The organism is Pseudomonas sp. NMI542_15 (assembly GCF_021283425.1).
In the GTDB taxonomy this organism is placed as follows: Bacteria; Pseudomonadota; Gammaproteobacteria; order Pseudomonadales; family Pseudomonadaceae; genus Aquipseudomonas; species Aquipseudomonas fortuita.
This window is the reverse complement of record NZ_JAJSRO010000035.1, coordinates 1-26,850: the sequence shown is the minus strand read 5'-3', so window position 1 is coordinate 26,850 and position 26,850 is coordinate 1. Positions and strand designations below refer to the sequence as shown.

The 26,850-nt window shown below is 63.8% G+C and carries 22 protein-coding genes and 3 tRNA genes; 23 read left to right on the top strand and 2 right to left on the bottom strand.

Annotated elements, in window-relative coordinates:
* Nucleotides 1-4 precede the first annotated feature (4 nt).
* The 4 genes from LU684_RS28865 to LU684_RS28850 all read left to right on the top strand — a co-directional run bounded on the left by LU684_RS28865 (nt 5) and on the right by LU684_RS28850 (nt 3,149).
* Nucleotides 5-838 carry an alpha/beta fold hydrolase gene (locus LU684_RS28865; RefSeq protein WP_016485507.1) on the top strand — a complete coding sequence of 278 codons (834 nt, stop codon included), beginning with the start codon at nt 5-7 and terminating at the stop codon, nt 836-838.
* Nucleotides 839-1,023: 185 nt separating this feature from the next.
* Entirely contained in the window at nt 1,024-1,458 is a 435-nt protein-coding gene (locus LU684_RS28860; RefSeq protein WP_016485508.1) for an acyl-CoA thioesterase, read from the top strand.
* A 50-nt stretch (nt 1,459-1,508) separates the two neighbouring features.
* A complete protein-coding gene (locus LU684_RS28855; protein WP_232895302.1) occupies nt 1,509-2,480 on the top strand; it encodes a tRNA dihydrouridine synthase in 972 nt (323 codons plus the stop codon).
* A 225-nt stretch (nt 2,481-2,705) separates the two neighbouring features.
* A complete protein-coding gene (locus LU684_RS28850) occupies nt 2,706-3,149 on the top strand; it encodes an Hsp20 family protein (RefSeq protein ID WP_016485510.1) in 444 nt (147 codons plus the stop codon).
* Between the two features lie 87 nt (nt 3,150-3,236).
* Here the strand turns inward: LU684_RS28850 and LU684_RS28845 are convergent, their stop codons facing one another.
* Both LU684_RS28845 and LU684_RS28840 read right to left on the bottom strand, forming a co-directional pair.
* A complete protein-coding gene (locus LU684_RS28845) occupies nt 3,237-6,533 on the bottom strand; it encodes a PAS domain S-box protein (RefSeq protein ID WP_016485511.1) in 3,297 nt (1,098 codons plus the stop codon).
* A 61-nt stretch (nt 6,534-6,594) separates the two neighbouring features.
* Entirely contained in the window at nt 6,595-7,473 is an 879-nt protein-coding gene (locus tag LU684_RS28840; RefSeq protein ID WP_232895301.1) for a LysR family transcriptional regulator, read from the bottom strand.
* Between the two features lie 131 nt (nt 7,474-7,604).
* Here LU684_RS28840 and leuC point away from each other — a divergent pair, with 131 nt between their 5' ends.
* The 19 genes from leuC (at nt 7,605) to LU684_RS28745 (ending at nt 26,848) form a co-directional block, all read left to right on the top strand.
* Nucleotides 7,605-9,038 carry a 3-isopropylmalate dehydratase large subunit gene (gene leuC / locus LU684_RS28835; protein WP_232895300.1) on the top strand — a complete coding sequence of 478 codons (1,434 nt, stop codon included), beginning with the start codon at nt 7,605-7,607 and terminating at the stop codon, nt 9,036-9,038.
* Nucleotides 9,035-9,679, top strand: coding sequence for a 3-isopropylmalate dehydratase small subunit (gene leuD / locus LU684_RS28830; RefSeq protein ID WP_016485514.1), 645 nt, complete (start codon nt 9,035-9,037; stop codon nt 9,677-9,679). The genes leuC and leuD overlap by 4 nt, the downstream gene beginning before the upstream one ends.
* Nucleotides 9,680-9,770: 91 nt before the next feature.
* Entirely contained in the window at nt 9,771-10,535 is a 765-nt protein-coding gene (locus LU684_RS28825) for a class I SAM-dependent methyltransferase (protein ID WP_016485515.1), read from the top strand.
* Nucleotides 10,536-10,589: 54 nt separating this feature from the next.
* Nucleotides 10,590-11,672: a 3-isopropylmalate dehydrogenase gene (gene leuB, locus LU684_RS28820; protein WP_013971603.1), complete on the top strand. Its 1,083-nt coding sequence runs from the start codon at nt 10,590-10,592 to the stop codon at nt 11,670-11,672.
* 63 nt (nt 11,673-11,735) lie between these two features.
* Entirely contained in the window at nt 11,736-12,848 is a 1,113-nt protein-coding gene (asd, locus tag LU684_RS28815) for an aspartate-semialdehyde dehydrogenase (RefSeq protein WP_016485516.1), read from the top strand.
* A 445-nt stretch (nt 12,849-13,293) separates the two neighbouring features.
* The gene (locus LU684_RS28810) at nt 13,294-14,298 is read left to right on the top strand and encodes an aspartate-semialdehyde dehydrogenase (RefSeq protein ID WP_016485518.1); all 1,005 of its coding nucleotides are present in this window, start codon (nt 13,294-13,296) and stop codon (nt 14,296-14,298) included.
* Between the two features lie 71 nt (nt 14,299-14,369).
* Nucleotides 14,370-17,123 carry a FimV/HubP family polar landmark protein gene (locus LU684_RS28805; protein ID WP_016485519.1) on the top strand — a complete coding sequence of 918 codons (2,754 nt, stop codon included), beginning with the start codon at nt 14,370-14,372 and terminating at the stop codon, nt 17,121-17,123.
* A gap of 187 nt (nt 17,124-17,310) precedes the next feature.
* On the top strand, nt 17,311-18,171 hold the full coding sequence (truA, locus tag LU684_RS28800; RefSeq protein ID WP_016485520.1) for a tRNA pseudouridine(38-40) synthase TruA: 861 nt from the start codon (nt 17,311-17,313) through the stop codon (nt 18,169-18,171).
* Nucleotides 18,172-18,232: 61 nt separating this feature from the next.
* Nucleotides 18,233-18,853 carry a phosphoribosylanthranilate isomerase gene (locus tag LU684_RS28795; protein ID WP_102690268.1) on the top strand — a complete coding sequence of 207 codons (621 nt, stop codon included), beginning with the start codon at nt 18,233-18,235 and terminating at the stop codon, nt 18,851-18,853.
* Nucleotides 18,854-19,068: 215 nt separating this feature from the next.
* Nucleotides 19,069-19,962: an acetyl-CoA carboxylase, carboxyltransferase subunit beta gene (gene accD, locus LU684_RS28790; RefSeq protein WP_016485522.1), complete on the top strand. Its 894-nt coding sequence runs from the start codon at nt 19,069-19,071 to the stop codon at nt 19,960-19,962.
* Nucleotides 19,962-21,269 (top strand): bifunctional tetrahydrofolate synthase/dihydrofolate synthase, encoded by a 1,308-nt coding sequence (folC, locus tag LU684_RS28785; RefSeq protein ID WP_060519100.1) that lies wholly within the window; start codon nt 19,962-19,964, stop codon nt 21,267-21,269. Before accD ends, folC begins: the two co-directional genes overlap by 1 nt.
* On the top strand, nt 21,253-21,918 hold the full coding sequence (locus LU684_RS28780; RefSeq protein WP_060519099.1) for an SPOR domain-containing protein: 666 nt from the start codon (nt 21,253-21,255) through the stop codon (nt 21,916-21,918). Before folC ends, LU684_RS28780 begins: the two co-directional genes overlap by 17 nt.
* A 197-nt stretch (nt 21,919-22,115) precedes the next feature.
* Nucleotides 22,116-22,673 carry a CvpA family protein gene (locus LU684_RS28775; protein WP_016485525.1) on the top strand — a complete coding sequence of 186 codons (558 nt, stop codon included), beginning with the start codon at nt 22,116-22,118 and terminating at the stop codon, nt 22,671-22,673.
* Nucleotides 22,674-22,715: 42 nt separating this feature from the next.
* A complete protein-coding gene (purF, locus tag LU684_RS28770) occupies nt 22,716-24,221 on the top strand; it encodes an amidophosphoribosyltransferase (RefSeq protein ID WP_016485526.1) in 1,506 nt (501 codons plus the stop codon).
* A 16-nt stretch (nt 24,222-24,237) separates the two neighbouring features.
* Entirely contained in the window at nt 24,238-25,449 is a 1,212-nt protein-coding gene (locus LU684_RS28765) for an O-succinylhomoserine sulfhydrylase (RefSeq protein WP_016485527.1), read from the top strand.
* On the top strand, nt 25,446-26,219 hold the full coding sequence (locus tag LU684_RS28760; RefSeq protein ID WP_016485528.1) for an SDR family oxidoreductase: 774 nt from the start codon (nt 25,446-25,448) through the stop codon (nt 26,217-26,219). Before LU684_RS28765 ends, LU684_RS28760 begins: the two co-directional genes overlap by 4 nt.
* A 238-nt stretch (nt 26,220-26,457) precedes the next feature.
* Nucleotides 26,458-26,533 (top strand) — tRNA-Val (locus LU684_RS28755).
* Nucleotides 26,534-26,597: 64 nt separating this feature from the next.
* A tRNA-Asp gene (locus tag LU684_RS28750) sits at nt 26,598-26,674 on the top strand.
* 100 nt (nt 26,675-26,774) lie between these two features.
* Nucleotides 26,775-26,848 (top strand) — tRNA-Asp (locus LU684_RS28745).
* Nucleotides 26,849-26,850: the final 2 nt, after the last annotated feature.

The window sequence follows — 26,850 nt, the reverse complement described above, 5'->3', positions numbered from 1 at the left end:
GGCGATGACTACCCTGAGCTGGATTCGTGGTGTCAATGGCACCCTGGGCCGGCTGGCCCCTGAGCATGTCGCGGGCAAGATGCGCCGTGCCTTCATGACCCCGCGCAACCTGCCACCTAGGGAATGGGAGTTGCCCGCGCTGGCCAGCGCCGAACGCATCACCCTGCGCTTCGGCTTGTCTGCCTTGCGCTGGGGCAAAGGGCCGACCGTGTTGCTGATGCATGGTTGGGAAGGGCGCCCGACCCAGTTTGCCGCTTTGATCGAGACCTTGGTCCAGGCCGGGCACACGGTGGTGTCGCTGGAAGGGCCGGGCCATGGCCGTTCGCCGGGCGAGCAGGCAAATGTGGTGCTGTTTGCCCGGGCACTGCTGGAGGCCGCTGCAGAGCTGCCGCCGCTGCGTGCGGTCATTGGCCACTCGATGGGGGGTGCCAGTGTGCTGCTGGCCCTGCAGATGGGGTTGCGCACGGAAGCGGCTGTGAGCATTGCTGCCCCGGCGCGGCTGCTGGGTGTGTTGCGTGGCTTTGCTCATCGCCTGGGGATGCCGGCGCGGGCGCGGGCGGCTTTCATACGCCAGGTGGAGCGGGACGTGGGCATGCAGATTGCGCGGCTGGATGTGACCGGTTACCAGCTTGAGCTTCCGGGGTTGGTGGTGCATGCCGCCGATGACGCCCTCGTGGCCGCCGATGAAGCCCATGTCATTCATAAGGCCTGGTTCGATAGCCGTTTGCTGATGTTGGAGGAGGGCGGCCACCAGCGGGTGCTGGCCGACCCGCGGCTGAGTGTGGCCGTGCTCGAATTGCTGGCCCGGGCTGACGAGCCAGCGCGGCAAACCGCCTGATGGTGTTGCCTGTGCTGGCCTCATTGCCGGCAAGCCAGCTCCCACAGGTACGGCGCAAACCTGGAGTCCTGCGCGGTTTTTGTGGGAGCTGGCTTGCCGGCGATGAGGCCGGTAAATCTTGCGCAGGGGCTGGACATTGCCCTGCAGGTCGCTGCTAAATCGCCTTTTGTGCCAAGGAAGCGAACATGAGCTGGGACCTGGCAACACCCTTCGTCATCGACCTGCGCGTCAGCAGCGAGGACATCGACGGCCTTGGTCATGCCAACAACGCGGTCTACGTCACGTGGCTGGAGCGTTGCGCCTGGCGCCACTCCCAGCGCCTGGGGCTGGACCTGGCGGAGTATCGGCGCCTGGATCGGGCGATGGCGGTGGTGCGTCACGAAATCGATTACCTGGCCGCCGCCTACGAGGATGACGAGCTGCAACTGGCCACCTGGATCATCGACTGGGATCAGCGCCTGCGCATGACCCGGCGCTTTCAGCTCAAGCGCCCGCGTGACGGCGTAACCCTGCTGCGTGCGCACACCACCTTTGCCTGCATCGAGCTGTCCAGCGGCAAGCCCAGGCGCATGCCGGCGGAATTCGTAGATGGCTACGGTCCGGCGCTGATCGGCACCTGAATCGTCGACAATTTTTGTTAGACTGCCGGCTTTTTCACCGAGACCCCGACATGCAAATTGCCCTGGCCCCCATGGAGGGGCTGGTTGACAACATCCTGCGCGACGTATTGACCCGCGTGGGCGGTATCGACTGGTGCGTCACTGAGTTCATTCGCGTGTGCGACCGCCTGCTGCCGCCGTCCTCGTTCGACAAGCTGGCGCCCGAGCTGCGCCAGGGCGCGCGTACGGCTGCGGGGGTGCCCATGCGCGTGCAGTTGCTGGGGTCGGACCCGGTGTGCCTGGCGGAAAACGCGGCGCTGGCCTGTGAGCTGGGTGCGCCAGTGATCGACCTGAACTTCGGCTGCCCGGCCAAGACCGTGAACAAGTCACGTGGCGGTGCCGTGCTGCTCAAAGAGCCGGAGTTGCTGCACGCCATCGTGCGGGAGGTGCGCCGCGCAGTGCCGGCGCATATCCCGGTAACCTCGAAGATGCGCCTGGGTTTCGACAGCCCCGACGGCGCGCTTGAGTGTGCCACGGCATTGGCAGAGGGGGGCTCGGCGCATCTGGTGGTGCATGCGCGGACCAAGGTCGAGGGCTACAAGCCGCCGGCGCACTGGGAATGGGTGGCGCGGGTGCAGGATGTGGTCAAGGTACCGGTGTTCGCCAATGGCGAGATCTGGACTGTTGATGACTGGCGGCGGTGCCGTGAGGTCAGCGGGGCCGAGGACATCATGCTGGGCCGTGGCCTGGTATCGCGCCCGGACCTGGGTCTGCAGATTGCCGCAGCCCGTGATGGGCGGGACTATCAGCCGATGAGCTGGGATAACCTGCTGCCGTTGTTGCGCGAGTTCTGGCGTCAGGCCCAGGCCAAACTGTCACCGCGTTATGCACCGGGGCGGATGAAGCAATGGCTGGCCATGCTGACCCGCAGTTACCCCGAAGCGGTGGTGCTGTTTGCCGAGTTGCGCCGGGAAGATGACTGCGCGCGGATCAGCCGGTTGCTGGGGGTTGAGGTGCAGGCTTTGGAGGCCTGTGTTGCCTGAGCTGGCCTCTTCGCGGGCGCGCCCGCTCCCGCAGGTAGTGCACTGGTCCTGAGGCCTGTGGTGATCCTTTGGGAGCGGGCATGCCCGCGAAAAGGGCTACACCGATTTCAAATTTTTTTATCATTGCCCCTTGAAAGCTTTTCCCTCGGCCATATCTTTTGAGTACGCGATGCCGAAGCCGGGTCGCGTAATGACTTACTTGCTGAATCTCAGGAGTTTATGACCATGACTACCGCTTTCTCTCTTGCTCCACTGTTCCGCCATTCCGTTGGTTTCGACCGTTTCAACGACCTGTTCGAATCCGCGGCACGTAATGAGGCCGGTAGCAGCTACCCGCCCTACAACGTGGAAAAACATGGCGAGGACCACTATCGCATCGTAGTAGCCGCAGCCGGTTTCCAAGAGGAGGACCTCGACCTGCAGGTTGAGAAAGGTGTCCTGACCGTGACCGGTGGCAAGCGCGACAATGGCGCCGCTGAAGTGACCTACCTGCATCAGGGTATCGCGCAACGCGCCTTCAAGCTGTCGTTCCGCCTGGCTGACCATATCGAAGTGAAAGCCGCCGGCCTGGCCAACGGCCTGCTCAGCATCGACCTGCTGCGCATCGTGCCTGAAGAAGCCAAGGCCAAGCGCATCCCGATCAATGGCGACAAACCAGCGCTGAACTGATCACGCTGCGATGAAGAAGGGCACCCCCAGGGGTGCCCTTTTTTGTGCTCCTGACGCGCTACCGTGCAGGCGCTGGCAGCCAGGCGGTCAGTAGTCTGCCGGCGCTTCCAGCAACAGCTTGCGAAACTCTGGCAACGGCAACGGCCGGCTGTGCAGGTAGCCCTGATACAGGTGACAGCCCAGCCGTTCCAGAAACTCAAGCTGTTCAGTCAGTTCGACCCCCTCGGCAATCACCGCCAGGTCCAGGCTGCGGGCCATGGCGACAATGGCGCGGACGATTTCGGCGTCGTTGGGGTCGATCGGTGCATCGCGCACAAAGGTCTGGTCGATCTTCAGCGCATCGACCGGCAGGCGCTTGAGGTAGGTCAGCGATGAATAGCCCGTGCCGAAGTCATCCATGGCAAAACTCACCCCGTAGTGCTTCAGTTCGCGCATTTTGCTGATGGTGTCTTCCAGGTTCTGGATGACGATGCCTTCGGTGATTTCCAGCTTGAGCATGTGTCGTGGCAGCCGATAGTCGTCCAGGCTGCGCAACACACGCCCGACAAAGTCGTTTTGGCGGAACTGCCGAGGGCTGATGTTCACGCACAGGCTGAAATCATCCGCGTCGATCAGGCCGTCGGCCAGCATGTGCGCGCAAGCATCGCAGGCTTCGTCAAGGATCCAGCTGCCAACTTCCAGGATCAGGCCGCTTTCTTCCAGCACCTGGATGAACTGCGAGGGCGGCTGCTGGCCGAGTTGCGGGTGATGCCAGCGCAGCAGCACCTCGGCGCCGACGATGCGGTTGTCGCGGGCATCCACCTGCGGCTGGAAGTACAACGCCAGTTCACCGCGGGCCAAGGCCAGGCGCAGGTCGTTTTCCATGCGCAGGCGTTCGCTGGCGGCCTTCTGCATGGTGGTGTGGAACAACTGGGTGGTGTTGCGCCCAGAGTCCTTTGCCCGGTAAAGGGCGATATCGGCACGCTTGAGCAGATCGGCCGGCGTGGTGCCGTGGTCGGGGATCAGCGCCACGCCGATGCTGGGCGTCACCTGCAGGCGCTGGCCATCCAGCGACATCGGTTCGGCCAACAGCTCACGCAGCGTGTCGGCCAGTTCACGCACTTTTTCCTCTACCAGCTCACGGCTGCCTTCCAGTCCGCTGAGCAATACCACGAACTCGTCGCCACCCAGTCGGGCCACGGTGTCTTCCAGGCGCACACTGGCTTCCAGGCGTGCGGTGATGATCTTCAGCACCGCGTCGCCCACCGGATGGCCCAGCGAGTCGTTGATGTGCTTGAAGTGGTCGAGGTCGAGGAACAGCAGGGCGCCGCGCAAGTTGTGGCGCTTGAGCAGGGCAATCTGCTGGCTCAGGCGGTCCATCAGCAGGGCACGGTTGGGCAGGTTGGTCAGCGGATCGTGGTAGGCCAGATGGCGTATTTGCGCCTGGGCGTTTTTCAACTGGCTGACGTCGCGTGCGGTCAGCAGCAGGCAGTCGACTTCGTTGAGGGTGATCGGCTCGACAGAAACTTCCACGGTGAGGATATCGCCGCGCTTGTTACGCCCAAGCATTTCCCGGTGATGCACCCGGCCGCGCTCGCGCAACTCGGCCAGCAACGCGCTGCGCTGCTTGTCATCGGCCCAGATACCGATCTCATATACCGTGTGGCCGACCACATCGGCGGCACTGTAGCCTGTCAGGCGGCAGAAGCCATCGTTGATTTCCAGGTAGCGGCCGCTGTGGCGTTCGGTGATGGTGATGGCGTCGGGGCTGGAGTGGAAGGCCTTGGCGAACTTTTCCTCGCTGGACTGCAGCGCCGCCTCGGCGCGTTGTTGCTGGGTGATGTCGCGCAGGGTGGTAACGCTGCAGGGCTGGTCGTCGACGGTGATCAGGCGGCTGGAGATCACACAGGTCAGCGGCGCGCCGTCGCGGTGGTTGACCACCACGGCAACGTTGCTCAGGGCCTGTTCGCGGATGACCCGCTCGATACGTTGCGCACGTTCGATGGACTCGGCCCACAAGCCGATTTCCTCGGCTGTGCGGCCAATCACCTGGTCGCTGCCCCAGCCAAAGGTCTGGCTGAACGCGGGGTTGATCTCGATGAACTGGCCGGTGTCCTGGCGGGTAACGCAGATTGGGTCGGGGCTGACCTGGAAAAGGCTGGCGAACTTCTCTTCCGAGGCGCTCAGGCGCTGCTCGCGCTCCACCTGGTCGGTAATGTCGAGCAAGGTGCCGGCCATGCGCAGCGGGTTGCCCTGTTCGTCGCGGTACAGGCGTGCGCGGCTTTCGATATAGCGCGAAATGCCGTTCTCCAGCTGCACCCGGTAGGTAATCTGGTAGTTGCCGGCGGGCCCTTCGCGCAGGCTGCGGTAGGCCTGGCGCATCGAGTTGCGCTCCTGTTCCGGCACCCCCTCGAAAAACGCATCGAACGACTCGTGAAAAGGGGTGGGCGGCAGGCCGTGAAGCTGCGCGGCGCGGGCCGAACCGTAGAGCATGCCGCTGGGGATATGCCAGTCCCAGGTGCCCAGCTGCGCCGAGTCCAGGGCCAGGTCCAGCCGTTCCTGGCTGTCCTTCAGGGCCTGCTCGGCGCGCTTGCGTTCGGTGGTGTCGACGAACGTGCTGATCAGGAAGGTGATGCCCTCCAGTTCGATGCCCTGGGTGCAGAGGATGCCGTCGTGCACCTTGCCGCTGGAGGCACGGAACTGCACCTCCATGATGAGCGGGCCGCCATTGGCGCGGGTCGACTCCATCACCTGGTGACGCTGTTCGGGGTGGACCCACAGGCCCAACTCCAGGCTGGTCTTGCCGATCACCTGGCTGCCAGGCCAGCCGAACATGTCTTCGAAATGCTGGTTGACCTCGAAGATCATGCCGTCGTGGCGGCGGGTCAGCAAAATGGCGTTGGGGCTGAGGTGGAACAGGGTGGCGAAGCGCTTTTCCGAATTGATCAGCGCTGTTTCCCGCTCGCGCTGGCGGGTGATTTCGCGGATCACCCCGATCATCTGCGGGCGCCCATGCTGGTCGTGGGTCAGGCTGCCGTTGATCTCCAGCCAGTGCAGGCTGCCGTCAGGCCAGCGAATGCGGTGACGCATGGCCTGTTCCACCGGCTCGCCGTTGAACACGGCCTGGAACACCTGGCGGGTGCGGGCGCGGTCTTCCTCGGGCAGCAAGTCGAGGTAGTCGACATCGGCGGGCAACGGTCGCTGCGGGTCGAAGCCGAACAGCGCCTGGGTGCCTCGTGACCAGCTGACCCGGCCGCTATCGATGTCCCATAGCCAGGCCCCCAGGCGCGCGCCATTGAGCGCGGCCAGCAGTTGTGGGGCGTTCTGCCAGGCCTGCTCCGACTCTTGGGGATCGGCCGCAGGAATACGCGGCAGGCGCAAAAAGCGGTTTGCTGATTTGGGCATCGGTACCAGACCTTTGGCGTATGACGCGTCCTTGAATTGGATATGCCGGGCTGACGGCCGGTCAGGCCGGCCCTGCGTGGCTGTCGAGCAGGGCCATGAAAGCCCTGGCCGCGTTCGACAGCGTACGCTCCGTGTGCAAGATGTAGCCTAGCTGGCGTGACAGCTGTATGCCCGGTAATGCGATGGGTGCAACCTGTTCGTCGAGCATGGTGCGTGGCAATACACTCCAGGCCAGCCCGATCGATACCATCATCTTGATGGTTTCCAGGTAGTTGGTGCTCATGGCGATGTTCGGCGTCAGGCCCTGGCTTTCGAACAGGCGCTGGACAATATGGTGGGTAAAGGTGTTGCCGCCGGGGAATACCGCCGGGTGGCGGGCCACATCAGCCAGGCTGACTGTACGGTTGTTGGCCAGCGGGTGCTCGGGCGCGGCGACAAAGTCCAGGGCGTCGTCCCACACCGGTACGGCCTTGATCAGGTGGTGCGGCTCGGGCGCCAGGGTGATCACGGCAATCTCGGCACGGCCATGCAGAATTTCGTCGTAGGCCTGTTCTGAATCCAGAAACTGAATATCCAGCGCCACCGCCGGGTACTGGCGGGTGAAAGCCCGCAGCAATGGAGGCAGGCGGTGCAGGCCGATGTGGTGGCTGGTGGCCAGGGTCAGACGACCGCTCACGGCCCCGGTCAGGTTGGTCAGCGCCCGTCGGGTATCATCAAGCACATTGAGAATCTGGTAGGCCCGTGGCAGCAGGGCGCGCCCGGCCTCGGTCAGGGTGACCTCGCGGCCCAGGCGGTCGAACAGGCGCACACCCAGTTGCTGTTCCAGCCCGGCGATGCGTTTGCTGATGGCCGGCTGGGTCAGGAACAGCCGCTCGGCGGCCCCGGAAAAACTGCCGGTTTCGGCAATGGCGATAAAGGCACTGAGGTTGGCCAGGTCCATGGGGTTGTATTCCTTTGGGTTATCCAAAGCATAAAAATTATGAATTTGAGTTATTCAATCTAACCCCCTAGCATCGTCCGTACAAGCCAAGGGGTCTTTGGCATAGAAAGACGCTGATGAGGAACAGTCTGATGGCTGGCAAAACGCTCTACGACAAACTCTGGGAAGCCCATGAGGTCAAGCGCCGTGATGACGGCTCGTCCTTGATCTACATCGACCGCCACATCATCCACGAAGTGACGTCGCCCCAGGCCTTTGAAGGCCTGCGCCTGGCCAACCGCAAACCGTGGCGCATCGACACCAACATCGCCACCCCCGACCACAACGTGCCGACCACGCCAGAGCGCAAGGGCGGCATCGAGGCCATCGTCGACCAGGTGTCGCGCCTGCAGGTGCAGACCCTTGACGAAAACTGTGACGAATACGGCATCGTCGAATTCAAGATGAATGACGAACGCCAGGGCATCGTTCACGTCATCAGCCCCGAGCAGGGCGCCACCTTGCCCGGCATGACCGTGGTCTGCGGTGACTCGCACACCTCCACCCATGGCGCTTTCGGTGCCCTGGCCCACGGCATTGGCACCTCCGAGGTCGAGCACGTGCTCGCCACCCAGTGCCTGGTCGCCAAAAAGATGAAGAACATGCTGGTGCGCGTGGAAGGCCAATTGCCTGCCGGTGTTACCGCCAAGGACATCGTCCTGGCCGTGATCGGCAAGATCGGCACCGCGGGTGGCAATGGTCACGCCATGGAGTTTGCCGGCAGCGCCATCCGCGAATTGTCGATGGAAGGCCGCATGACCATTTGCAACATGTCCATCGAGGCCGGTGCCCGTGTGGGCCTGGTGGCCACTGACGCCACCACCGTTGCCTACGTTGAAGGCCGCCCGTACGCGCCGAAGGGCGAGCAGTGGAAACAAACGGTCGAGTCGTGGAAAGACCTGGTGTCGGATGACGATGCCGTGTTCGACACCGTGGTCGAGCTCGATGCCAGCCAGATCAAGCCACAGGTCAGCTGGGGCACCTCGCCCGAGATGGTCCTGGCCGTCGATCAGCGCGTGCCGGACCCGGCTGCCGAAGCCGACCTGGTCAAGCGTGGTTCGATCGAGCGTGCCCTGAAGTACATGGGCCTGACCGCCAACCAGGCGATCACCGATATTCAGCTGGACCGCGTGTTCATCGGCTCGTGCACCAACTCGCGTATCGAAGACCTGCGCGCCGCAGCCGAAATCGCCAAGGGCCGCAAGGTGGCCGCTACCGTCAAGCAAGCCATCGTCGTACCGGGTTCGGGCCTGGTCAAGGCCCAGGCCGAGCGCGAAGGCCTGGACAAGATCTTTGTCGAAGCCGGTTTCGAATGGCGTGAGCCAGGCTGCTCGATGTGCCTGGCGATGAACCCGGACCGCCTGGAGAGCGGCGAGCACTGCGCGTCCACCTCCAACCGCAACTTCGAAGGCCGTCAGGGGGCCGGTGGCCGTACCCACCTGGTCAGCCCGGCCATGGCTGCCGCTGCCGCGGTGACCGGCCACTTCATCGATGTCCGCGAGTTGATCCAAGGGAGCGCAGCATGAAAGCCTTTACCCAGCACACTGGCCTCGTCGCGCCGTTGGACCGTGCCAACGTCGACACCGACCAGATCATCCCCAAGCAGTTTTTGAAGTCGATCAAGCGCACCGGCTTTGGCCCTAACCTGTTCGACGAATGGCGTTACCTGGACGTGGGCCAGCCCTACCAGGACAACAGCAAGCGCCCGCTGAACACCGAGTTCGTGCTCAACCACGAACGCTACCAGGGTGCCAGCGTGTTGCTGGCGCGGGAGAACTTCGGTTGTGGCTCCAGCCGTGAGCACGCCCCGTGGGCGCTGGACGAGTACGGCTTCCGCAGCGTGATCGCGCCGAGCTTTGCCGACATCTTCTTCAACAACAGCTTCAAGAACGGCTTGCTGCCGATCATCCTCAGCGATGAGGAAGTCGACGAGTTGTTCAAGCAGGTCGAAGCCAACCCGGGTTACCAGCTGACCATCGACTTGCAAGCGCAGGCCGTGACACGTCCGGATGGCAAGGTGCTGCATTTCGAGATCGATGCGTTCCGCAAGCACTGCCTGCTCAACGGCCTGGACGATATCGGCCTGACCCTGCAGGACAGCGATGCGATCAAGGCCTTCGAAGGCAAGCACCGCGCCAGCCAGCCTTGGCTGTTCCGTGATGCCTGAGTGATGTAGCTGTGAGTGCTGGCCTCTGTGGGAGCGGGCTTGCCCCGCGAAGAGGCCGGTACTGGTGATGACAATCAAAAGGACTGCACCCATGACCAGCACCAACCACACCGACGTGGTCCAGCGCCAGTTCGGCGAACAGGCCAGCGCCTACCTCAGCAGCACCGTGCACGCCCAGGGCAGTGAGTTCGCCCTGCTGCAGGCTGAGCTGGCAGGGCAGGCCCATGCGCGCGTGCTGGACCTGGGCTGCGGTGCCGGTCATGTCAGCTTCCACGTCGCGCCGCTGGTCGCCGAGGTGGTCGCCTACGACCTTTCGCAAGCCATGCTCGACGTGGTCGCCAGTGCTGCCGCCGAGCGCGGCCTGGCCAACATCACCACCGAGCGCGGCGCGGCCGAACGCCTGCCGTTTGCCGATGCTTCGTTCGATTTCGTCTTCAGCCGCTACTCGGCCCACCACTGGAGCGACCTGGGCCTGGCCCTGCGCGAAGTGCGCCGGGTGCTCAAGCCCGGTGGCGTGGCGGCGTTCGTCGATGTGATGTCACCCGGCAGCCCGCTGCTCGACACCTACCTGCAAACGGTCGAGGTGCTGCGCGACACCAGCCATGTGCGCGACTACTCCGCCGCCGAATGGCAGCGTCAGGTCAGCGAAGCCGGCCTGCATGTGCGCAGCCACACGCGCCAGCCACTGCGCCTGGAGTTCAGCAGCTGGGTCGAGCGCATGCGCACCCCCGAGCCGATGCGCGTGGCCATACGCCAATTGCAGCAAGCCATGGGTGAAGAAGTACGGCAGTATTACCAGATCGAGGCCGATGGCTCGTTCAGCACTGATGTGCTGGTGTTGTGGGCCGAGCGTTAAGCACTTTTCGGTGGGGCCCGTTTGGCCGCACCGCGTGAATGGATAGAGGAAAGCATGAGCAAGCAGATTCTGATTCTCCCTGGTGACGGTATCGGCCCGGAAATCATGGCCGAAGCGGTCAAGGTGCTGGAACTGGCCAACGACAAGTTCCAGCTTGGCTTCAGCCTGGAACATGACGTGATCGGTGGCGCCGCCATCGACAAGCATGGCGTGCCGCTGGCCGACGAAACCCTGGAGCGTGCGCGCAAGGCCGATGCCGTGCTGCTGGGCGCCGTGGGTGGCCCGAAGTGGGACAAGATCGAGCGTGACATCCGCCCTGAGCGCGGCCTGCTTAAAATCCGTTCGCAACTGGGCCTGTTCGCCAACCTGCGCCCGGCCATCCTCTACCCGCAGCTGGCCGATGCCTCGTCGCTGAAGCCGGAAATCGTTTCGGGCCTGGACATCCTCATCGTCCGTGAGCTGACCGGCGGCATCTACTTCGGTGCACCGCGTGGCCAGCGCGAGCTGGAAGGCGGCGAGCGCCAGGCCTACGACACCCTGCCGTACAGTGAAAGCGAAGTGCGCCGCATTGCCCGTGTCGGCTTCGACATGGCCCGCGTACGTGGCAAGAAGCTGTGCTCGGTGGACAAGGCCAACGTCCTGGCGTCCAGCCAGCTGTGGCGTGAAGTGGTCGAAGACGTGGCCAAGGACTATCCGGACGTCGAACTCAGCCACATGTACGTCGACAACGCTGCCATGCAGCTGGTGCGCGCACCCAAGCAGTTCGACGTGATGGTGACCGACAACATGTTCGGTGACATTCTGTCGGATGAAGCTTCCATGCTGACCGGTTCCATCGGCATGCTGCCATCTGCGTCGCTGGATGCCGACAACAAAGGCATGTACGAGCCGTGCCACGGTTCGGCGCCGGACATCGCCGGCCTTGGCATCGCCAACCCGCTGGCGACCATTTTGTCGGTGTCGATGATGCTGCGTTACAGCTTCAATCAGTCGGCTGCCGCCGAGGCGATCGAGAAGGCCGTCAGCCTGGTCCTTGACCAGGGCCTGCGCACCGGCGACATCTTCTCGGAAGGCTGCCGCAAAGTTGGTACGCAGGAAATGGGCGACGCAGTAGTCGCAGCGCTGCGGAATCTGTAATCTCTCTGGCCCGCCACCCCAAATTCCCGGTGGCGGCCCACTTTTAGCAAAGGTGTAGTTGCGATGAAACGTGTAGGTCTGATCGGTTGGCGCGGCATGGTCGGTTCCGTGCTCATGCAGCGGATGCTGGAGGAGCAGGATTTCGACCTTATCGAGCCGGTGTTCTTCACTACCTCCAATGTCGGCGGCCAAGGCCCGAACGTGGGCAAGGATACAGCGCCGCTCAAAGACGCTTATTCGATTGAAGAACTCAAGACCCTCGACGTAATCCTGACCTGCCAGGGCGGCGACTACACCAACGAGGTCTTCCCCAAGCTGCGTGAAGCCGGCTGGCAGGGTTACTGGATCGATGCGGCCTCGTCCCTGCGCATGCAGGATGATGCGGTGATCGTCCTCGACCCGGTCAACCGCAAGGTCATTGATCAGCAGCTGGACGCCGGTACCAAGAACTATATCGGCGGCAACTGCACTGTCAGCCTGATGCTGATGGGCCTGGGTGGGCTGTTCGAAGCCGGCCTGGTCGAGTGGATGAGCGCCATGACCTACCAGGCAGCCTCGGGTGCTGGCGCGCAGAACATGCGCGAGCTGATCAAGCAGATGGGCGCCACTCACGCAGCCGTTGCCGACGACCTGGCCAACCCGGCCAGCGCCATCCTCGACATCGACCGCAAGGTTGCCGAGAGCATGCGCAGCGACGCCTTCCCGACCGAGAACTTTGGTGTGCCACTGGCCGGTAGCCTGATCCCGTGGATCGACAAGGAACTGCCGAACGGCCAGAGCCGTGAAGAATGGAAAGCCCAGGCCGAGACCAACAAGATCCTCGGTCGCTTCAAGAGCCCGATCCCGGTCGACGGCATCTGCGTGCGCATCGGCGCCATGCGTTGCCACAGCCAGGCGCTGACCATCAAGCTGAACAAGGACGTGCCGATCGCCGACATCGAAGGCATGATCAGCCAGCACAACCCTTGGGTGAAGCTGGTGCCGAACCAGCGTGAAATCAGCATGCAGGAGCTGACCCCGACCAAGGTCACCGGTACCCTGAACATCCCGGTTGGCCGTCTGCGCAAGCTGAACATGGGCTCGCAGTACCTGGGCGCGTTCACCGTGGGTGACCAGCTGCTGTGGGGCGCCGCCGAACCGCTGCGCCGCATGCTGCGGATTCTGCTGGAGCGTTGATCGTTCTGCTTTGACCAAAAACCCGCGCTGGCGACAGTGCGGGTTTTTTTGAGTGTTCGCCACAGCATTTTTGGTGCCGGTGAGATCGAGCGCCGCCCGCGCGGCGCATCGCGACGCAAGGCCGCTCCCACATTTGTTTCGGGCCAGTTATTCCTGTGGGATTCGCGCGCGTAGGCCTTGGCGCATGCATCGATATCGCGTCGTACATACAAGGCGGTCGCGCGCGCCTGGCGCAGGATGGACTGGCCCGAAACAAATGTGGGAGCGGCCTTGCGTCGCGATGCGCCGCGCGGGCGGCGCTCGATCTCACAAACACCGCAAATCCCAAGCCATCCCCGCTAGCCCTCACGCAACCCACAGCGGCGAAGATACGGCCAGCACAGACAAAACCCTGCAATCCGAGTAAAGTGCCGCCCCCGCCGTTTTCTGCAAGAGGATCCCTACCATGACACACCCTTTGGACATCGCCGTCGTCGGCGCCACTGGCAGCGTCGGTGAAGCCTTGGTGCAGATCCTCGAAGAACTCGCATTCCCGGTCGCCACGCTGCACCTGCTGGCCAGCATGGAATCGGCGGGCAGCAGCGTGATGTTCGCTGGCAAGAAGCTGAAAGTGCGCGAAGTCGACAGCTTCGACTTTGCCCAGGTCAAGCTGGCCTTCTTCGCCACCGGCGCCGCCGTCAGCCGCAGCTTTGCCGGCAAGGCGCTGCAGGCAGGCTGCACGGTGATCGACCTGTCCGGTGGCCTGGACGACGCCCTGGCCTTGGTGCCGGAAGCCAACGCCGACCGCCTGGCCGGCCTGTCGTTGCCAGCGCGCATCATCAGCCCATGCTCGGCCGCTGTAGCCCTGGCCGTCGCGCTGGCGCCGCTCAAAGGCCTGCTCGACATTGAGCGGGTGCAAGTGATGGCCGCGTTGGCGGTGTCTGCTCAAGGCCGTGAAGCGGTCAGCGAACTGGCCCGGCAAACCGCTGAGCTGCTCAATGCCCGTCCGCTGGAGCCTCGCTTCTTTGACCGCCAGGTGGCATTCAACCTGCTGGCCCAGGTAGGGGCCGCCGATGAACAGGGCCATACAGCGCTGGAGCGCCGCCTGGTCAGCGAGTTGCGGGTGCTGCTCGGCATGCCTGAATTGAAGATTTCCGTAAGCTGCGTTCAAGTCCCGGTGTTTTTCGGCGATAGCTTCAGTGTGGCTGTGCAGAGCCGTCGCCCGGTCGACCTGGAGGCGGTCAACCAGGCGCTGGAGGCAGCCGATAGCGTCGAGCGGGTGGAGCGTGATGATTATCCGACCCCGGTCGGTGACGCAGTGGGCCAAGACGTGGTCTATGTTGGTCGTGTACGTCACGGTGTTGATGAAGACCAGCAGCTCAACCTCTGGCTGACCACCGACAACGTGCGCAAAGGCGCCGCGCTCAATGCCGTGCAAGTGGCACAATTGTTGATTAAACAGATGCCGTAAAAGATACTGGCGAGCACTTTTGTCCTGCTCTGCTTGCAGGTTTCGGGACGATTCATACAAGGGAAGAGGTCATGCTTCGAATTCGCAAACTGGTTCTGGCCATGGCTGCAGCCTCCGCGCTGTCGTCTGGCATGGCGAATGCGCTGGGCCTGGGGGAGCTGACCCTGAAGTCGGCACAGAATCAGCCGCTGGACGCCGAGATCGAATTGCTCGACGTACGCGACCTCAAAGCCGCCGAAGTGGCGCCGAGCCTGGCGCCACCGGAAGAGTTCAGCAAGGCCGGGGTGGCGTTTCCGACCTACCTCGAAGACCTGACCTTCACACCGGTGATCAACCCCAACGGCAAGAGCGTGCTGCGGGTGACCTCCAGCCAGCCGCTGCCGGGGCCAGTGGTCAAGTTCCTGGTCCAGGTCATGTGGCCGCAAGGCCGCCTGCTGCGTGACTACAGCGTGTTGCTCGACCAGGCCAAGGCGCAAGGCGACAAGCCGGCGGCGGGCAATGTCACACCGGCCACAACCGGTGCCAGCAACTACACCACCCAGCGCCGCGATACCCTGTGGCAAATTGCTGCGCGCAACACCCAGGGTGGCTCGATCCAGCAGACCATGATCGCGATCCAGGCGCTGAACCCGGACGCCTTCATCGGCAACAACATCAACCAGCTGAAGGTTGGCCAGGTACTGCGCCTGCCCGACCAGCAGCAGGTCCAGAACATTGCCCAAGGCGAGGCGAACCGCGAGGTGGCCGAGCAGTACGCCGCCTGGCGTGAAGGCCGCCGCCTCGGCCCGCGTGCCCGCCAGCTGGACGCTACCCGCCGTGGCGCCGCCGAAGCCGCCCCGGCGCGCATCGCCCAGGGCGACAACCTGCGCCTGGTCACACCGGGCAGCCAGGCCGGTGCCGGCCAGGCCAAGGCACTCAACGACAAGCTGGCCGTGGCCCAGGAAAGCCTGGACACCAGCCGCCGTGACAACGACGAACTCAAAAGCCGCATGGCCGACCTGCAGAGCCAGCTGGACAAGCTGCAGCGTCTGATCGAGCTGAAGAACAATCAGCTGGCGCGCCTGGAAGGCCAGGGTGCAGCCGCTCCGGCAGTGGCAGCTGCTGCTTCTGCCCAGCCGGCAGCCGCCGCTCAGCCAGCGGTCAAGCCTGCACCTGCTGCCGTCGATACTGCGCCCAAGCCGGTGCCGGCCGCCAATCCAGCGTCAGCTAGCCAGTCGGGCAGCGCACTTGACCAGATCCTGGGCAACCCGTGGCTGCTTTGGCTGATTGCCGGCTCCAGCATTCTGGTGCTGGCCTTGTTGCTGTGGCTGCTGGCGCGCAAGCGCAAGGCCCAGCAAGAAGCAGAAAAGCACCTGCGCATGGCGCGGGCGCTGGAAGAAGAGCAAGGCACAGGTTTCGACAACGATACCGAGAGCCTTGACGGCGTTGAGGTCGCGGAGCCGAGCGTGACGCTGTCGCCAGCCGTGGTCGCAGCCTCGGCTGCCGCTGCCGTTGCTGCGGAAAAAGTGGCAGCGCCAGCCGCCGAGCCAGCACTCGAGCCTGAGCCGTACGCAGACCCTCACGCCGCGCTGTTGGCCGAAGTGGATCAATGCCTGGCCGAGGGCCGCCTGAATCGCGCCACCGAACTGCTGGAGCCCGCTGTGGACGCCGCGCCGGAGCGTGACGACCTGCGCTTGAAACTGATGGATGTGTACGCCCGCCAGGGTGATCAGAGCGCGTTCGCCGAACAGGAGCGCAAGCTGCCGGCCAGCGAGCACAACACTGCCCAGGTTGCCGGGCTGAAAGAACGTTACCCGGCCATGCTCGGCCTGGCCGCCGCCGGCCTGGGTGCCGCGGCGCTGGCTGCCGAGATGGATCAGCAGTATGTGCAGGAGCTGCTGCACGACGAGCCTGAGGCGCCGGTGGTTGCCGATGTCGTGCCTGGCGAGGTGCCTGAGTTCGAGCAACAGGTAGAGGCTGAGCCAGAGGTTGTGGCGCAAGCAGAGCCTGAAGCCGAACTGGATGCCTTCGAAGAAGTGCCGACCCTCGATGCACCGGGCCTGGATGAGCAGGACCTGGACAGCGCCTTCGACCTGAGTCTGGGTGAAGACCTGCCGGAAGAAGACCCACTGGCAGCGCCGTTGCTGAACGAGCCGGCGGCACAGGAACCTGTACCCGACGAGCTGGTCATTGCCGAGCCTGTGCTGGATGAGCCAGCGCTGGAAGCGATTCAGCCAGAAGAGCAGCCGTTTGCCGTGGATGCCGAACTGCAAGCCGACGCCGACGCCGATTTCGAGGCCATGCTGGCCCAGGCAGAGCCACAGCCTGCTGCGGACCTGTCCGATTTCGACCTCGATGTCACTGAGCCGGTTGCCCCGGCCGCCCCGCAAGCCGTGGAGGAGGCCCCGGTGGACATCGCCGCCGAGCTGGCTGCCTTCGACAGCGTGCCGGAGTTTGACCCGGTCTCCGAGTTCGACATGCCGTCGGATTTCGACTTGTCGCTGTCGCTGGAAGACGATTCGCCTGCCGCCAAGCGCTTTGCCTCGGAGCTGGACGACGTCAACGCCGAACTGGACAAGCTGTCGCAAAGCCTCGAATCGCCATCGCTGGAGCCACACTTCACCAGCGACGATGCGATTGCGCAGCCTGAACCCGAGCCGTTGGACGACCTGGACTTCGACTTCTTCTCCGGCAGTGACGAAGTGGCCACCAAGCTCGACCTTGCCCGCGCCTACATCGACATGGGCGACAATCAGGGGGCCCGCGACATCCTTGATGAAGTGGTCAAGGACGGCGACGACAGCCAGCGCCAGGAAGCCGAGGACATGCTGTCTCGCCTGGTCTGATGCTCGCGCCTGTGGGAGCGGCCTTGTGTCGCGATAGGGCCGCATAGCGGCCCCAGGATTTCAGCCACTCAGCTAGCATCGCCGGGGCCGCTCTGCGGCCCTATCGCGGCACAAGGCCGCTCCCACAGCCCTACAAGGCTGCCGTTGTCGTTATAATCCCCGCCATTTCGTACACCCCACAGGTTTCATGCGCTTGGACATCATCGACACCGCTACCGCCGAATCCGCAGCCGAAGGCTACTCCCGTATCGCCCTGGGCGTGGAATACAAGGGCGCCCGCTACCGCGGCTGGCAGCGCCAGGCCAGCGGAGTACCCAGCGTCCAGCAAGCGCTGGAACAAGCATTGTCCAAGGTGGCCAACGAACCGGTTTCGGTGATCTGTGCCGGGCGAACCGATGCCGGTGTGCATGGCTGTGGCCAGGTCGTGCACTTCGATACCCGTGCCGTACGCGACGAGCGCGCCTGGACCCTGGGCACCAATTTCAACCTGCCGCACGACATCAGCGTGGTCTGGTCGCGGCCGATGCCGGCCGACTTCCATGCCCGCTTCAAGGCATGTGCCCGGCGCTACCGCTATGTCATCTACAACGACCCGATCCGCCCGGCGCACCTGGCCGAGGAAGTGACCTGGAACCACCGCCCGCTGGATGTCGAACGCATGGCCGAAGCCGCGCAGTTCCTGCTTGGCACCCACGACTTCAGCGCCTTCCGCGCCAGCCAGTGCCAGGCCAAGTCGCCGATCAAGCATATCTACCACCTGCGCGTTACCCGCCATGGCCAGATGATCGTGCTGGACGTGCGCGCCACGGCTTTCCTGCACCACATGGTGCGTAATATTGTCGGTGTGCTGACGGCCATTGGCGCCGGCGAGCGCCCGGTCACCTGGGCGCGTGAAGTGCTGGAAGGGCGCAACCGCCGTGAAGGCGGGGTCACGGCCCATCCGTACGGGCTTTACCTGGTCCAGGTGGAGTACCCCGAGGCGTATGCGCTGCCCCAGCGTTACATCGGCCCACACTTTTTGACGGGCTACGAGGCGTTGGCCGACTGACGGGCGAATAGCCATTTGCTAACATCCGGCCTTTCACCGTAACAATCAGGGTTCGCTGTCCATGAGCAATGTTCGCAGCAAGATCTGCGGGATTACCCGTATCGAAGACGCGCTGGCTGCTGCCGAGGCGGGTGCCGATGCCATCGGTTTTGTCTTCTATGCCAAGAGCCCGCGGGCCGTGGACGTGCGCCAGGCGCGGGCGATCATTGCCGAGTTGCCGCCGTTCGTGACCACGGTCGGTCTGTTCGTCAACGCCTCGCGTTGCGAGCTGAACGAGATCCTCGAAGTGGTTGCGCTGGACCTGCTACAGTTCCACGGCGACGAGACCCCGCAAGACTGCGAAGGCTATCACCGCCCCTGGATCAAGGCCCTGCGGGTGCGCCCGAGCGACGACCTGGAGGCGGCCTGCCAGCTTTATGCGGGGGCTCGCGGCATACTGCTGGACACCTACGTGGCAGGCGTACCCGGGGGAACCGGTGAAGCGTTCGACTGGTCACTGGTGCCGGCACATCTGAGCAAGCCCATCATCTTGGCGGGCGGGCTGTCGGCCGACAACGTTGGCCAGGCCATTGCCCAGGTACGGCCTTACGCGGTGGATGTCAGTGGTGGCGTCGAACAGGCCAAGGGCATCAAGGACGCGGCGAAAATCGAGGCCTTCATGCAGGCGGTGAAACAGGCGTGATGGCAGATGTGACGGCTGGCTGCGCGCCATCGTCCATAGCTTTCGCAGCCCTGCGGGGCAGCCGCCGCTGGCGGCGGAACAACACATTAGCGGTGGAGTGGCACGCTGGCAGCCCCGGTGGCCGGTCTACCATTGTTTCATAAAAGATTTTGAGCTCAAGGGCAGGGCAGGGCGGTGACACCGCCCCCCGCCTGCCGATACTGGAGAAATAAAGCATGAGCAACTGGTTAGTCGACAAACTGATCCCTTCGATCATGCGTTCCGAGGTGAAGAAGAGCTCGGTGCCTGAGGGCCTGTGGCACAAGTGCCCGGCCTGTGAGGCCGTGCTGTATCGTCCGGAGCTGGAAAAAACCCTGGATGTCTGCCCCAAGTGCAACCACCACATGCGCATCGGCGCACGTGCGCGCATCGATATCTTCCTGGATGCCGAAGGCCGTGCCGAACTGGGGGCCGACCTGGAGCCGGTCGACCGCCTGAAGTTCCGTGACGGCAAGAAGTACAAGGATCGCCTGGCCGGCGCCCAGAAGCAGACTGGCGAAAAAGACGCGCTCATCTCCATGAGCGGCACCCTGATGGGCATGCCGATCGTGGTCAGCGCTTTTGAGTTCTCGTTCATGGGCGGCTCCATGGGTGCCATTGTCGGCGAACGCTTCGTACGCGCGGCCAACTACGCCCTGGAACACCGTTGCCCAATGGTCTGCTTCTCTGCTTCGGGTGGTGCGCGCATGCAGGAAGCGCTGATCTCGCTGATGCAGATGGCCAAGACCTCGGCGGTGCTGGCGCGCCTGCGCGAAGAGGGCATCCCGTTCATCTCGGTGCTGACCGACCCGGTGTACGGCGGCGTTTCTGCCAGCCTGGCGATGCTCGGCGACGTTATCGTCGGTGAGCCTAAGGCCCTGATTGGCTTCGCCGGCCCACGCGTGATCGAGCAGACCGTACGCGAGAAGCTGCCAGAAGGCTTCCAGCGTAGCGAGTTCCTGCTGGAGCACGGTGCTATCGACCTGATCATCTCCCGTGGTGAACTACGCCCGCGTCTGGCCCGCCTGCTGGCACAGATGACCGGCCAGGAAACCCCGGAGCAAGCGCGTGAGGCGGCTGCTGTCGCGTGATGAAACAACGAACCCTGGGCGAATGGCTCGCCTACCTCGAGCAGTTGCATCCCTCGGCCATTGACATGGGCCTTGAGCGGTCGCAGAAGGTGCTTGCCCGGCTGGCGCTGGGCAAGCTGGCGCCACGTGTGGTGACGGTAACCGGCACCAATGGCAAGGGCTCGACCTGCGCATTCGTGGCCTCGCTGCTGCGTGCCCAGGGGCTCAAGGTCGGCGTCTACAGCTCGCCGCACCTGTTGCGCTACAACGAGCGGGTAGTGATCGATGGCCAAGAGGCCAGCGATGAGCGCCTGTGCGAAGCCTTTGCCGCCGTCGAGGCGGCGCGGGGCGATATTTCCCTGACCTACTTCGAAATGGGCACGCTGGCCGCGTTCTGGTTGTTCTACCAGTCGCAGCTGGATGCCGTAGTGCTGGAAGTGGGGCTTGGTGGCCGCCTGGACACCGTGAACGTGGTGGATGCCGACCTGGCGCTGGTGACCAGCATCGGCGTCGACCATGTCGATTACCTGGGCAATACCCGCGAGCAGGTAGCCTTCGAGAAAGCCGGGATCTTCCGCCCGGGCAAGCCGGCCCTGTGCGGCGACCTCGATCCGCCACAACCGTTGCTGGACAAGGCCGCCGAGCTGGCTGCGCCGCTGTTCCTGCGTGGTCGGGACTTTGATCTGGCCAGCACCGTGGCCGGCTGGAGCTGGCGCGGTACTGCGGCAGACGGCGCGCAAGTTGCGCTTTGTGACCTGCCACTGCTCGACCTGCCCATGGAAAACGCCACGCTGGCCCTGCAGGCGTACCTGCTGATGGGGCTGCCGTGGGATGCCGCGCAGGTGCGCCAGGCGCTGCTGGCTACCCGCATTACAGGCCGCCTTGATCGCCGCCTGGTGAACTGGCAGGGCAAGCGGGTGGAGCTGTTGCTGGATGTGGGGCATAACCCTCATGCAGCGGAGTACCTGGCCCGGCGCCTGACGGCCCGGCCGCCCAAGGGCCGTCGCCTGGTGGTGTTCGGGCTGCTCGCCGACAAGGACCTGGAAGGCGTGGTCGCGCCGCTGCAGGGCCTGGTCGACGACTGGGCCGTGGCGCCGCTGGATACCCCGCGCAGCCGCCCGGCTGCCGAGCTGGCCACAGCCTTGACGAACCTCGGCGCCGCGGTGAAGTCTTATGCCAGCGTCGACGCCGCCCTTGAAGGGCAATGTGCGCAGGCGACGGCGGATGATCAGGTCCTGCTGTTCGGTTCGTTTTTCTGTGTTGCCCAGGCGCTGGAGTGGCTGGAGCGGCACGCCCAGGAGGGTGGAGTAGATGGCAGTGCTGGATAAAGGGATGAAACAGCGCATGGTGGGTGCGCTGGTGCTGGTGGCGCTGGCGGTTATTTTCCTGCCGATGCTGTTCACCCGCGAGGACGAGATGCGCCAGGTGCACGTCGAGGCCCCGCAAGCACCGGCCATGCCAAGCCTGCCGGAAGTGAAGGTGGAGCCGGTCGCCGTGCCCGAGCCGCAGGCGATTGCGCAAGCGCCGGAGCAGCCAGCGGTGGTGGTCGACGAGTCCACTGCGCCGCCCGCCACGCCCAGTCAGCCCATTACGCCATCGCCGCAAACCCAGGCGCAGGTCCAGCCGGCCAAGCCACAGGCTGCTGCGCCTAAAGTGGAGTCGAAGCCAGTGGCCACCCCGGCACCTGCCGCAGCAGTGGCAAAGCCGGCTGCCCCTTCAAAAATCGACGTCAATGGCTTGCCTGTCAGTTGGTCCATCCAGTTGGCCAGCCTGTCCAATCGTGCCGGTGCCGAAAAGCTCCAGCAAACCCTGCGCAGCCAGGGCTACAACGCCTATATCCGCTCGGCGGGCGGAATGAATCGGGTGTATGTCGGGCCGCTGATCGAGCGCGCCGAGGCGGAGCGGACACGCGACGCCATCAACCGGCAGAACAGCCTCAAAGGCTTTGTGGTGCGTTTCCAGCCAGAGCGCAGCTGATAGCACGAGGGCGGCTTTGCCGGCCATCGCCGGCAAGCCAGCTCCAGAGAGTGCCTGGCAAATCACCCGGTCATGTTTTGTTCTATGAAAGGTGGCTTGCCGGCGATGAAGCCAACACCAATCCACCCGACATTCCGCTTACTCCCAGCCCGTCGCTCTGGTAAAATGCGCCGCCTCAAACGTCTGCAGGCAGCACCGTGGCATTTACCTTGGTTGATTGGGCGATCATCGCGATCATCGCCGTCTCCACACTGATCAGTCTCAAGCGCGGCTTCGTCAAGGAAGCCTTGTCGTTGCTCATCTGGATCGTTGCGGGTGCGGTTGCGTGGATGTTCGGCGGTTCGCTCTCGGTGTATCTTGAGAGCTATATCCAGACGCCATCCATGCGCGTCATCGCCGGCTGCGCCATTCTTTTCGTCGCCACCTTGCTGGTGGGGGCCATGGTCAACTTCCTTGTCGGCGAGCTGATCCGTGTGACCGGGCTGTCCGGCACCGATCGTTTCCTGGGCATGGCCTTTGGCGCTGCGCGCGGGGCCTTGCTGGTAGTGGTGGCCATAGGCCTGATCAGCCTGGGGCCTGTTCAACAAGACACCTGGTGGCAGGAATCACGCCTGATACCACAATTTCTCTTGGTCGCCGACTGGTCGAAAAACCTGATCCTGGGTTTTACCGGCCAATGGACGCCCAGTGGGTTGATCAGCGCTCCGGCTGATCTTCCGTTCAAGGAACAGTTGCTCGGGCCGTCCCGGCCCTGAGCGCTATTCACTCAAGTTTCGTCAAAGTAGGGGTTGCGTCGCATGTGTGGCATCGTCGGTATCGTCGGTAAGTCGAACGTCAATCAGGCGCTGTATGACGCGCTTACGGTCCTCCAGCACCGCGGCCAGGACGCTGCCGGTATCGTGACCAGCCATGACGGCCGGTTGTTCCTGCGCAAGGATAATGGCCTGGTGCGCGACGTCTTCCAGCAGCGCCATATGCAGCGCCTGGTGGGCAGCATGGGCATTGGCCACGTGCGTTATCCGACGGCAGGCAGCTCGACCTCGGCCGAGGCCCAGCCGTTCTACGTCAACTCGCCGTATGGCATCACCCTGGCCCACAACGGCAACCTGACCAACGTCGAGCAGTTGGCCAAAGAGATTTACGAGTCCGACCTGCGCCACGTCAACACCAACTCCGACTCGGAAGTGCTGCTGAACGTGTTCGCCCATGAGCTGGCGGTGCGTGGCAAGCTGCAACCGACCGAAGAGGACGTGTTCGCCGCTGTTTCCCACGTGCACAGCCGCTGCGTCGGCGGTTACGCCGTGGTGGCGATGGTCACTGGCTACGGCATCGTCGGTTTCCGCGATCCCCACGGTATCCGCCCGGTAGTGTTCGGCCAGCGTCACACCGACGAAGGCGTGGAATACATGATCGCCTCGGAAAGCGTGGCTCTGGACGTGCTCGGCTTTACCCTGATCCGCGACCTGGCGCCGGGCGAAGCGGTGTATATCACCGAAGAAGGCCAGCTGTTCACCAAGCAGTGCGCCGAATCGCCAAAACTGCAGCCGTGCATTTTCGAGCACGTCTACCTGGCCCGCCCAGACTCGATCATCGACGGTATTTCGGTGTACAAGGCCCGTCTGCGCATGGGGGAGAAGCTTGCCGACAAGATCATGCGCGAGCGCCCAGAGCATGATATCGACGTGGTCATCCCGATCCCGGACACCAGCCGCACTGCTGCGCTGGAACTGGCCAACCGGCTGGGCGTCAAGTTCCGCGAAGGCTTCGTCAAGAACCGCTACATCGGCCGTACCTTCATCATGCCCGGCCAGGCCGCGCGCAAGAAATCGGTACGCCAGAAGCTCAACGCCATCGAACTGGAATTCCGCGGCAAGAACGTGATGCTGGTGGACGACTCGATCGTGCGCGGCACCACCTGCAAGCAGATCATCCAGATGGCCCGTGAAGCCGGTGCCAAGAATGTCTACTTCTGTTCCGCAGCCCCTGCGGTGCGCTACCCCAACGTCTACGGCATCGACATGCCGAGTGTTCACGAACTGATCGCCCACAACCGTACCACCGAACAAGTGGCCGAGTTGATTGGTGCCGATTGGCTGATCTATCAGGACTTGCCAGACCTGATTGACTCGGTCGGTGGCGGCAAGATCAAGATCGATCACTTCGATTGCGCGGTGTTCAACGGTGAGTACGTCACCGGCGATATCGACGATGCCTACCTCGAGCGTATCGAGCAGGCCCGTAATGACCTGGCCAAGGTCAAGAACCAGGCCGTCAGCGCGATCATCGACCTCTACAACAACTGATTCAGGGAGCGACGGCATGACGGATCAATGGGATGCCGGGCGACTGGACAGCGACCTCGAGGGTGTCGGTTTCGACACCCTGGCGGTGCGCGCCGGTCAACACCGTACACCTGAGGGCGAGCACAGCGAAGCGCTGTTCCTGACCTCCAGCTACGTGTTCCGCACGGCCGCCGATGCGGCCGCGCGCTTTGCCGGTGAAACACCGGGCAACGTCTATTCGCGTTACACAAACCCGTCGGTGCGCGCCTTTGAGGGGCGCCTGGCGGCCATGGAAGGCGCCGAGCAGGCCGTGGGCACTTCCACCGGCATGGCGGCGATCCTGGCCGTGGTAATGTCGCTGTGCAGTGCCGGTGACCACGTGCTGGTATCGCAGAGCGTATTCGGCTCGACCATCAGCCTGTTCGAGAAGTACTTCAAGCGCTTTGGTGTGCAGGTGGACTACGTGCCGCTGGTCGACCTCGGTGGCTGGGAAAAGGCCATCAAGGCCAATACCAAGCTACTGATCGTCGAGTCGCCGTCCAACCCGCTGGCCGAGCTGGTCGATATCACCGCGCTCAGTGAAATCGCCCATGCCCGCGGTGCCATGCTGGTGGTGGACAACTGCTTCAGCACCCCTGCGTTGCAGCAGCCGCTGAAGCTGGGTGCCGACATCGTGTTCCACTCGGCCACCAAGTTCATCGACGGCCAGGGCCGCTGCATGGGTGGCGTGGTTGCCGGCCGTGCCGAACAGATGAAAGAAGTGGTGGGCTTCCTGCGCACCGCAGGCCCAACGCTCAGCCCGTTCAATGCCTGGATCTTCACCAAGGGCCTGGAAACCTTGCGCCTGCGCATGCGTGCGCACTGCGAAAGCGCCCAGGCCCTGGCCGAATGGCTGGAGCAGCAGGATGGCGTGGAGAAGGTGCACTACGCCGGCCTGCCCAGCCATCCGCAGCACGAGCTGGCCAAGCGCCAGATGAGTGGCTTTGGTGCGGTGGTCAGCTTCGAGGTCAAGGGCGGCAAAGAGGGCGCCTGGCGCTTTATCGACGCGACCCGGGTGATTTCCATCACCACCAACCTGGGTGACAGCAAGACCACCATCGCTCACCCGGCCACCACCTCCCACGGCCGCTTGTCGGCGCAGGAGCGTGAAGCCGCCGGTATCCGCGACAGCCTGATCCGCGTTGCCGTGGGCCTGGAAGATGTGGCCGACCTGCAGGCCGACCTTGCACGCGGGCTGGCCGCACTGTGATCGAAATCCGCGGCAGTACCCCGGGCCACAATGGCCGGGTAGCCTTGGTCACCGGTGCCGCGCGCGGCATCGGCCTGGGCATTGCCGCTTGGCTGGTCTGTGAAGGCTGGCAGGTGGTGCTGAGCGACCTCGACCGGCAGCGGGGCAGCAAAGTGGCCAAGGCCTTGGGCGACAACGCCTGGTTCATTACCATGGACGTTGCCGACGAGGCCCAGGTCAGTGCCGGGGTGTCTGAAGTGCTCGGGCAGTTTGGTCGGCTGGACGCGCTGGTGTGCAATGCGGCCATCGCCAATCCGCACAACCAGACGCTGGAAAGCCTGAGCCTGGCGCAATGGAACCGGGTGCTGGCGGTCAACCTCAATGGCCCGATGCTGCTGGCCAAGCATTGTGCGCCGTACCTGCGTGCGCACAACGGGGCGATCGTCAACCTTACCTCCACCCGGGCGCGGCAGTCCGAGCCCGATACGGAGGCCTACGCGGCGAGCAAGGGCGGCCTGGTGGCCTTGACCCATGCCCTGGCCATGAGCCTGGGCCCGGAGATTCGTGTCAATGCGGTAAGCCCGGGCTGGATCGATGCCCGTGACCCGTCGCAGCGCCGCGCCGAGCCGTTGACCGACGCCGATCATGCCCAGCACCCGACGGGCAGGGTGGGCACCGTGGAAGATGTGGCGGCCATGGTTGCCTGGCTGTTGTCGCGCCAGGCGGCGTTTGTCACTGGCCAGGAGTTTGTGGTCGACGGCGGCATGACCCGCAAGATGATCTACACCTGAACATTCTGCTTATCATTTACGGGCCTCTTCGCGGGTGAACCCGCTCCCACAGGTACAGCGCAGTGCTAAAGACCTGTGCCGTACCTGTGGGAGCGGGTTTACCCGCGAAGGGGCCCGTACAGGCAAGCACACTATTTTGCCCTTTTTGAAAAAAATTCAATGGGGCTATTGACTTAGCTTCGCCATCTGCGTAAATTTCGCGGCCTCAGCGAAGCAAACGCAACAAGCAACATCGCGAGGGTGATTAGCTCAGCCGGGAGAGCATCTGCCTTACAAGCAGAGGGTCGGCGGTTCGATCCCGTCATCACCCACCACTTCCTGAGAAGTTCCTGGTGCAAGGTTTCGCAAGAAGCCCATGGCCAGAGAGGAACGCACTGCGCAGCGGTAGTTCAGTCGGTTAGAATACCGGCCTGTCACGCCGGGGGTCGCGGGTTCGAGTCCCGTCCGCTGCGCCATTTTTCAGTAACAGATGGGTGCTTTGCACCGGTCTGAAGCCACAAGGCAAATTGTCTTTGGCTGATCCCAGTTTCAATCAGGTGCAAGCCTGAACGATACGCAGCGGTAGTTCAGTCGGTTAGAATACCGGCCTGTCACGCCGGGGGTCGCGGGTTCGAGTCCCGTCCGCTGCGCC